The sequence below is a fragment of the Acidithiobacillus sp. TH-A35 genome (assembly GCF_057473505.1).
On the sequence record NZ_JBYCKR010000121.1, the window covers coordinates 1 to 7,893 of the forward strand.

The following is a 7,893-nucleotide window of genomic DNA, read 5'->3' on the forward strand; positions in this document are numbered from 1 at the left end:
CATGGCGGCAGGTCATTTGCGGCGGGAAGGGGGGCTGATCGGGCTGCTTTACGCGAGTCTGGGAGCCATAGTGGGTTCCGGCTGGCTGTTTGGGCCGCTGCATGCGGCGCAGCAGGCAGGGCCACTGAGTCTGGGGTCCTGGGCGGTGGGGGCGGCGGCTATTTTACTGCTGGCGCTGGTTTACGCCGAATTGGGGCCGATGATTCCGCGCAGTGGTTCTATTGTCCACATCAGTCACCTGGGTAATGGGCCGTTGTTAGGCCGCATCTGGAGTTGGATCCTTTTTTTTTCTTATGTCTCCATTGCGCCGGTCGAAGTGACGGCAGTCCTCACCTATGCGAATAATTATCTGCCGGGTTTTCTCTCTGGTGAGGTGGGCGTGCTCAGTGGTCGGGGTTTTGTCGCCGCTATTCTGTTGCTGGGTGTTTTTGTGCTGCTCAATTTTCTGGTGATTCGCTGGGTGCTGTTGCTTAATAGTGCCGCTACCTGGTGGAAGCTGATTATTCCGGCCGCCACTATTTTTGTCTTATTGAGTTTGTCCTGGCACCCCGAGAACCTGCAATTGCATCATCCCCAGGGGGATCTGGAGGGCATGTTCACTGCCGTGGCCAGTGCCGGGATTATTTTTTCTTTTTTCGGGTTCCGGCAGGCGATTGATCTGGCGGGAGAGAGCCGGAATCCGGGGCGGAGCATTCCCATAGCGGTCATTGGTTCGGTGCTGATTGGCACCGTGCTGTATGAGGGGCTGCAATTCGCGTTTCTGGTGGCGGTGAATCCTGCTGGTCTGGCTCATGGAGGATGGTCACACCTGACTTTTACCGGGCTCACTGGCCCCTTTGCGGCATTGGCCGCAGCCGTGGGTGCCACCTGGTGGGGCGTCATCCTCTATGTGGATGCTCTGGTGTCGCCAGCAGGTACAGCCTTCATTTACACGACGTCATCGGCGCGCATTACCATGGCAGCAGGGGAAATGGGCAGTGCACCGCGGGGACTGGCGCGGATTAACCGCAGTGGCGTGCCCTGGATCGCTCTGTTGGCAGTATATGCGGTTGGCGCGCTCTTTTTCTTTCCCTTCCCTTCCTGGCAAAAACTGGTGGGATATATTTCTTCAGTGACCGTGCTCTCCTACAGTCTGGGGCCGATTGTGCTGTTGCAATTGCGTCGTGCCATGCCCGATGCAGCACGCCCTTTTCGTCTCTGGGGCGCGGAAGTGATCGCTCCGGCGGCCTTTGTGGTGGCTAATTGGATTATCTTCTGGGCCGGGCTCGACACCTTGAGTTTTACCTTTATCGCCCTGACCATGCTGATGGTGGTTTTTCTGATTTACCGTTATTTCCTGGCCAAAGAGCGCCGTGCGGAGGGTTTGGGGTGGCGTTATGCGTGGTGGGTATTACCCTATTTTGCGGGTCTATGGATATGCAGCTATCTCGGTCCGCAAAATCTCGGTGGCAGCGGCCTCGTGCCTTTCTTCTGGGATATGGGGATAATTGCTCTATTTAGTCTGGTTATACTTCTTGTGGCACTGCGCACTAGAGTGGCCGATCAGGTGATGAGAGATTATGTGGAAAGTCTGAACGAGGTGCCGGAGGCGGCGCCGTAGCCATCCGCCGATCCCGGCTGCGGAATTGCAGGAGAATGGCGGGCCAGGTGATCCGGCGTGGTGCCGAGAGCAGGAATAAGGACAAAGGCCGCCCGCCGCAGGAAACCGGCGCTATAAATCGCCGGTGTGGCGCTACGTAGCACTGGGTGCCTTACTGACATGTTCCATGATCCACTCCTGAGTGGTTGACTGCATTTACCAGGGTATTCCGGGCGTCAGGTGTGACTCGCCAGCAAACGGCGCCATTATGGTGCCCGTCTGACACCCCTTCAGCGATCTATTTCGCAATGCTTTCCGGTAATACCCCCGCACTTTCCAGATAAACCGGTAAAACCGTTTGAAGCCTCCTCGCGGTAGCTGTTTTGGCAATCTTGTTAAAGTAGGTGCTAAATTCTAATTTATGACGGATAGCGCAGAGTCTGAAATAGGCGTTTCCTTATCCCCGTTTTCGGCATTCCAGCGCCGGGCCAGCGTATCCAGTGCATCCAGCACCTCCCGCAGCTCCAGTCCACGCTGCGTCAGGCCATAAGTCACCTCTGGGGGAATGCTGGGACGATACTCCCTGAATACTACTTGGGCTTCCTCCAGGGTGCGTAAGCGCTCTGTCAGCATCCGTGACGAGATGCCACGCACTTTCCGCTTGATCGCCCCGAAACGCAGGGGTCCATGTTGTCTCAGTGTCCAGAGGATGTACGTGGTCCAAGGCCCCATCAGCAAACGGAGAAGGGCATCCATGGGACAAGTCGTCTCTTGTTTGGTCTGTCTGGCCATAGTTACTCATTAGTACCTACTTCACAAACTATACTAGATGGTCTTTACTGCTCAGACAACATCTACCTATCGCAAGGAGTGCGTCATGAGCAAAATACTTGTCCTTTATCACAGCCTCTGGGGCCATGTGGAAACCATGGCGCAGGCCATAGCGGAGGGTGCCCGGGAGGTGGATGGCGTCACCGTTGACCTGAAGCGGGTACCCGAAAGCATGTCGGCGGAGGCTCTGGCGGCTGTTCACGCCAAAACCGACCAGGCCGCCCCGGAAGCCCATCCCGATGATCTCGCGGATTATGATGGCATCCTCTTTGGCACCCCGACCCGATTCGGCAACATGAGCGGTCAAATGCGCAACTTTCTCGACCGCACCGGCAACCTGTGGCAGGAAGGCAAACTGGTAGGCAAGGTCGGCAGTGTTTTTGCCAGCACGGCCACGCAGCACGGCGGTCAGGAAACCACCATCACCTCATCTCATACCTTCCTTTTCCATCAGGGCATGATCGTGGTGGGCGTTCCCTATAGCTGTCAGGAACTGATGAATATGGACGAGATCACCGGCGGCACGCCCTATGGCGCCACGACCATTTCCAAGGGCGATGGGAGCCGCCAGCCCAGCGCCAATGAACTGGCGATCGCTCGATTCCAGGGCCGCCACGTTGCGGGGGTCACTCAGAAGCTCTTCGGTTAATTAACCCGCGTGGTGATTCATCGCCTGTAGTGCTTTAGGGGAATGCTTTATTGACTTGCTGGTCCTCGGCTCCGGCCAGCAGCTCTTTGGATCGGGCCAGGAACTCAGCGGCGCGGCCCCGGTCGCTGTTGTCGGTAGTTTGCCAAATGGGGAAGAGCATGGTTTCTTCACGGTTTTCGTGCTTGGCCAGAGAGCCCGACAGCACTGCGCAAATGGCGGGCAACATGTCATAGTCCTTTTCCAGCAGTGTTTCTTCCACCAATCGGGATTGGACGATGATGCTGTCGTGCTCAAAGAGCATGTCAGCAAGGGGACCTTTTTCCGCGCCGCCACCCAAGGTCGGGCCGATGACATTATTCTCCAGGTGGACATGGCGGCGGAGACCAATCCAATAGTTGTTGAAGATGGCTTCAGCATCTGCGATTCGATTTTCGTTGGCAGCGGCCAACACGTCCGCAAACTGGCGATCCAGGCGGTAGTGATCCCAAGTCAGCAGGTCCACCACGTCCTTGGCTTCTGCTTCGGCGCGGGGTTGTACGTCTATCTGCCAGAGTTTGCCATCGGTCTCAAAACGCCAGGAGATGGCATCGCGCAACTGAAAGGCCACCGCCCGCATCATGGCACTGGGGTCGGTGTCCGCCAATACCTGCACATGCTGACCGACCGCCAGCCGGGTCGTGGCGGCGTAGACGAGAGGTTGGGCCACCGCATAGGACATGCCACGCACGTCGATGACGTTCCGGGCAGAACTTGTGGGTGCGAGAGATATAGCTTGCTGAGTTGGCATGATATGGAGTCCTTGATTGAAGCCTGTCCCCGAATTAGGGAGGAGGCTAAAGGATCAAATAGGAATACTCTTGAGTGGTCTTGTTGGTGCCCAGGGCCGGACTCGAACCGGCACGGCATAAGCCGAGGGATTTTAAGTCCCTTGCGTCTACCGATTTCGCCACCTGGGCAAATAGTAAACTCATTGAAATACAAAATGTTTAAAACTTTATTCCAAGGTGTGACACTTGCCCGCAGACCGTGCTTGTACCCCGCTTATACGCGGGGCAGGCTTCCGATGGTCAAGAAGAGGACAACTGCCCAGGCCGAGGTTAACACAAGCTAACGTGCGCTCGCTACAATGCCCACCCGGCGAACACGGTAAATTTGTTCTCGGGCTCCCTACTCGGGCTGGTTCCAAGACATAAGGGTACCTCATCCAGCGTTCTATGCCTGGCGATTGAGCAGATGGGCTTCATCGCGGGTTACGCTGTGTGGAGGCGATTATTATCTGACTTCTTCCCCGTCGTTTTGCGAGGAGGAGCGCCTGATCCGCAGCATGCAGCAGTGCCTCTGGACTGTCCATGTCCGGTTGCATCTCCGCTACCCCCGCGCTGAGCGTGATGAGCGGGAAATCGCCTTGCATCTGAGCAATCTCCTGGCATAGTCGTTCAGCGTACAAGGAAGCTTTCAACTCATCAGTTTGCGGGCAAAGAATGAGAAATTCTTCGCCGCCCACACGGGCGATCAGATCACCGCTCCGAGAATTTTTCAGGAGCAGGCCGCCTAATGCTTGTAATACAGGATCACCCACATCATGGCCGTGCTCATCATTCACCTGTTTGAAATAATCAATGTCCAGCATAATACAGCTTAACGGGTGTTGGTGGCGTATGGCATGTCGCCAGTTTTCGCTGAGAAACTCCTGGGCACCCCGCCGGTTAGCCAGTCCAGTGAGCACGTCTTTGCTCGCAAGGGCTAGTAGAGAGTGATTTTGGTGCGTGAGATCTGTGCAGGAATTTTCCAGTCGTGCCATAAAAGCGACCATTTGTGCAGCAATAGCCAGCTTGGCAACAAGCATATTGCCAGAAGGTGGCTTGCTGATAATGTCATTGGCACCAGCTTCTATGGCCTCAGCGGTACAATCACCATGGTGTGTGTCGGCAAGAACCAGCAGGTATACGCGGGGCCCAAATTCTCTTCGCCATCTCACGCAGAGTTCGGCACCCGTTATTCCTGGCATATCCCAGTCTAGAATAACAATGCACGGTGCCTTTTGATATAGCAGAATAATCGCATCATCGGCACTGTCAGCGCGGATGACGTTGTACCCTTCAGGTTTCAGTGTTTGCTGCAACAAATCCAGGTCTCTGGTCTGATTGGCCACCAGTAATATAGGTCCGGGAACGGAAGGCTGAGGATTTAGTCGACCGGTGGTCAGTGTTTCGCGTAAAGCTTCCAGCTTTTGGACTAAGTCGGGAGAGACGGTCTGATCAAAAATATCAGCTATTTCCTTCCATTCGGCAATAATTTCACTGATCATTCTTTCAAATTGCGTGTCTGTAAACCACCAGCTTCTTGCTGCACTTTGAAGCAGCGTGATGGATTGGGCGGGAGCACCTGTGAGCACCCAACTTGCAATATTCCGACCGTCCTCAATGATGGCCCGCAGAGTACGCAAACGGTCTGTGCGCTCTGCGCTACTCGTTGCATCCGCAATATTTCGCTGGGATTCCAATGCCAACACGACATTTTCCGGGATGCGCCAGTGGCGCAGCAGGGCGGCGCTGAGCTGGCGGTGGTCAAATCCAAAGTGTGCCTTTTCCTGATCCAACAACGCGGCAGTAGGCAGATTCTGGGATGCCAGCGCCGCAGTCTCGGCCGGAGCGGAACAGGCCATGAATAGGCTGCCGATTTCGCAGAGCAGGCCGACCGTAAACACATCTGCAGCAGGCCATTCGTCAGTACGGGCAGCCAATGCGTGCATGGCGATAGCGCGCAGCAGACTGCCTGCCCAGAATCCGCGCAAATCAAAATTGGGCGGTGTAGAAAATGTTTTGGTGGCCAGTGTGAGCCCGAGTGCGATCGGTACTACCATCTTAAAACCGATGCGCATGAGTGCTTCTTCAATGCCCATGATGCGCCGATATTTGCCATATATGGCTGAGTTGGCAATTTTAATGATTTTGGCCGTAAGAATAGGATCGACGCGTATCAGCTTTGCGGCATCGGCAATTCCGGCATTATCTTGCTGTAAAAGCTCTGTGAGCGCCAAAGTGCTCCGCGATGGTGAAGGATATCCACCTTTATCAAGCCGTTGTAGTAGTGCCTCAATCTGCATGGAATGATGCTTCCGCAAATTCGTAGAGTCTATCATAACGAACTGTGGTACCAATAAACAAGGAAGTTTATAGCGGTGGAAGGAGTCAACAAGCGGGCGCCTGTCCGCGGCTTGTTAGTAGCCCGGCTGGTGTTGTGCCCAGCGCACGGTTGGCAACTGACTGAGGAGGTCCGGATTTTGCCAGTCCGGTTGGCGATGTTCGATGAGCACATCGGTGGTGATGCCGCCGCGCACATACCAGCGTCCCAGCAGGCGCAGATAGCGTGGGTTGATCAGATTGATCAGATCGTCGGCGATGCGGTTGGTCATGGCCTCGTGAAAGGCGCCCGCGTCGCGAAAGCTCCAGAGGTACAGCTTGAGGGACTTCAGCTCGATGTTATGCTGACCCGGAATGAAATCCAGCATAAAGTGCGCAAAGTCGGGTTGCCCGGTCAGGGGGCAGAGGCAGGTGAATTCGGGCAGATCCATGTGTACCACATAGTCGCGCTCAGGGTGGGGATTAGGAAAACGCTCTAACGCTTTGCTCGGTTGACTGGGCATCTGGAACTCCTCATCATCTGTGCTTCACCAATTCGGCACACTATAGCAAAAACCTCCCCTCATGCGCCTCTCGGCCATCATCCTCCAGGGCTTTAAATCCTTCCGCGAAAGCACGCGCATCCAGTTCGACGCCAATCCGGTGGTAATCGTCGGGCCCAATGGTTGCGGCAAATCCAACACGGTTGACGCCCTGCGCTGGGTGCTCGGTGAATCCTCAGCGCGCCAACTGCGTGGCGGCACCCTGAGCGATGTGATTTCCAATGGCGGTGGCAGTCGACCGGCCGCGTCGGCGGCGACGGTCGAATTGCGCTTTGATAACAGCGATAGGGCGGCTCCCGGCGCTTTCGCTGAGGTGGCTGAAATCAGCGTCAAGCGCAGTCTGGACCGCAGGGGCGACGGCCATTACCGGATTAACGGTGCCCGCTGTCGGCGGCGCGACGTGGGCGACCTGTTTCTCGGCACCGGGCTCGGCGGCAATGCCTACGCCATCGTTGAGCAGGGGACCATCGGGCGGGTTATCGAAGCGCGCCCGGACGATCTGCGCGCCATTCTCGAAGAAGCGGGCGGCATCAGTCGTTACAAGGAGCGCCGCCGGGAGACCACACAACGTATTGCCGAAACGCGGGAGCATCTCCAGCGTTTGCATGATATTCACGGCGAGATGGATGGTCAGTGGCAGCGCTTGCAACGGCAGGCCCAGGCGGCGCAAAAGCTGCGCACCCTACGGGTGGAGGAGCGTCAATGGCAGTGGTGGAGTATGGCTCTTCGCGTGGATGTTCTCGAAACGGAGCGCCAACAGACCTTGGCTCGGCGCGCAGCGCTGCAAGCCACCTATCAGCAGGAAGAGCAACATCTTGTTGCCGCATCCCAGGCCCTGGATCAACTGCGTGTGGAAGAACGTCGAGGCCAGGACGCCATCGCCGCCGCCCAAGGCGAACTGTATGCGGTGCAGGCCCGGCAAAGCGATGTGGAACATCGGCTTCGGGAACAACAGGCAGCGATCCAACGCTGCCTGAGTGGATTGAGTCAACAGCGGGCACAGCAGCAAAAAATCCAGTCTGAACAAGCACACCAGGCGGAGACTGAAAGCCAGCGGCAGCAGCGTTTGCAGACGTTAACCGTAAGCCAGCATGCACTGACCGGAGAGGAGGAGCGCGCCCGGCGCGGACGGCAGGAAGCGGAGCGCGA

General features: G+C 56.4%; 7 protein-coding genes and 1 tRNA gene. 3 read left to right on the top strand and 5 right to left on the bottom strand.

Going from position 1 to position 7,893, the window contains the following annotated elements; all coding sequences use genetic code 11:
- The first annotated feature begins 1 nt into the window (after position 1).
- Positions 2-1,600: an APC family permease gene (locus AC2VNK_RS04330; protein ID WP_486882949.1), complete on the top strand. Its 1,599-nt coding sequence runs from the start codon at positions 2-4 to the stop codon at positions 1,598-1,600.
- A 393-nt stretch (positions 1,601-1,993) separates the two neighbouring features.
- On the opposite strand, the gene AC2VNK_RS04335 is transcribed toward AC2VNK_RS04330, so the two are convergent.
- The gene (locus AC2VNK_RS04335) at positions 1,994-2,371 is read right to left on the bottom strand and encodes a winged helix-turn-helix transcriptional regulator (protein WP_291525123.1); all 378 of its coding nucleotides are present in this window, start codon (positions 2,369-2,371) and stop codon (positions 1,994-1,996) included.
- A gap of 85 nt (positions 2,372-2,456) precedes the next feature.
- Between AC2VNK_RS04335 and wrbA the strand changes: the two genes are divergently transcribed.
- Positions 2,457-3,059, top strand: a complete 603-nt coding sequence (gene wrbA, locus AC2VNK_RS04340) for an NAD(P)H:quinone oxidoreductase (protein ID WP_291525125.1) — start codon at positions 2,457-2,459, stop codon at positions 3,057-3,059.
- A 34-nt stretch (positions 3,060-3,093) separates the two neighbouring features.
- On the opposite strand, the gene AC2VNK_RS04345 is transcribed toward wrbA, so the two are convergent.
- From AC2VNK_RS04345 to queF, 4 genes are all read right to left on the bottom strand, one after another.
- On the bottom strand, positions 3,094-3,846 hold the full coding sequence (locus AC2VNK_RS04345; protein ID WP_291525126.1) for a DUF2249 domain-containing protein: 753 nt from the start codon (positions 3,844-3,846) through the stop codon (positions 3,094-3,096).
- Positions 3,847-3,930: 84 nt separating this feature from the next.
- Positions 3,931-4,015, bottom strand: a tRNA-Leu gene (locus AC2VNK_RS04350).
- A 284-nt stretch (positions 4,016-4,299) separates the two neighbouring features.
- A complete protein-coding gene (locus AC2VNK_RS04355) occupies positions 4,300-6,165 on the bottom strand; it encodes a sensor domain-containing diguanylate cyclase (RefSeq protein ID WP_486882950.1) in 1,866 nt (621 codons plus the stop codon).
- 114 nt (positions 6,166-6,279) lie between these two features.
- Complete coding sequence (gene queF, locus AC2VNK_RS04360) at positions 6,280-6,705, bottom strand: preQ(1) synthase (RefSeq protein WP_291521523.1); 426 nt, start codon at positions 6,703-6,705, stop codon at positions 6,280-6,282.
- A gap of 61 nt (positions 6,706-6,766) precedes the next feature.
- On the opposite strand from queF, the gene AC2VNK_RS04365 reads away from it, so the two are divergent.
- A partial coding sequence (locus AC2VNK_RS04365; protein WP_486882951.1) for an AAA family ATPase occupies positions 6,767-7,893 on the top strand: 1,127 nt, incomplete at its 3' end.

Bases quoted from the DNA above. Each gene is read 5' to 3' on its own strand.
- AC2VNK_RS04345 (WP_291525126.1), bottom strand. From the start codon at position 3,846: ATGCCAACTCAGCAAGCTATATCTCTCGCACCCACAAGTTCTGCCCGG.
- wrbA (WP_291525125.1), top strand. From the start codon at position 2,457: ATGAGCAAAATACTTGTCCTTTATCACAGCCTCTGGGGCCATGTGGAA.
- AC2VNK_RS04335 (WP_291525123.1), bottom strand. From the start codon at position 2,371: ATGGCCAGACAGACCAAACAAGAGACGACTTGTCCCATGGATGCCCTT.
- AC2VNK_RS04355 (WP_486882950.1), bottom strand. From the start codon at position 6,165: ATGCAGATTGAGGCACTACTACAACGGCTTGATAAAGGTGGATATCCT.
- AC2VNK_RS04330 (WP_486882949.1), top strand. From the start codon at position 2: ATGGCGGCAGGTCATTTGCGGCGGGAAGGGGGGCTGATCGGGCTGCTT.
- queF (WP_291521523.1), bottom strand. From the start codon at position 6,705: ATGCCCAGTCAACCGAGCAAAGCGTTAGAGCGTTTTCCTAATCCCCAC.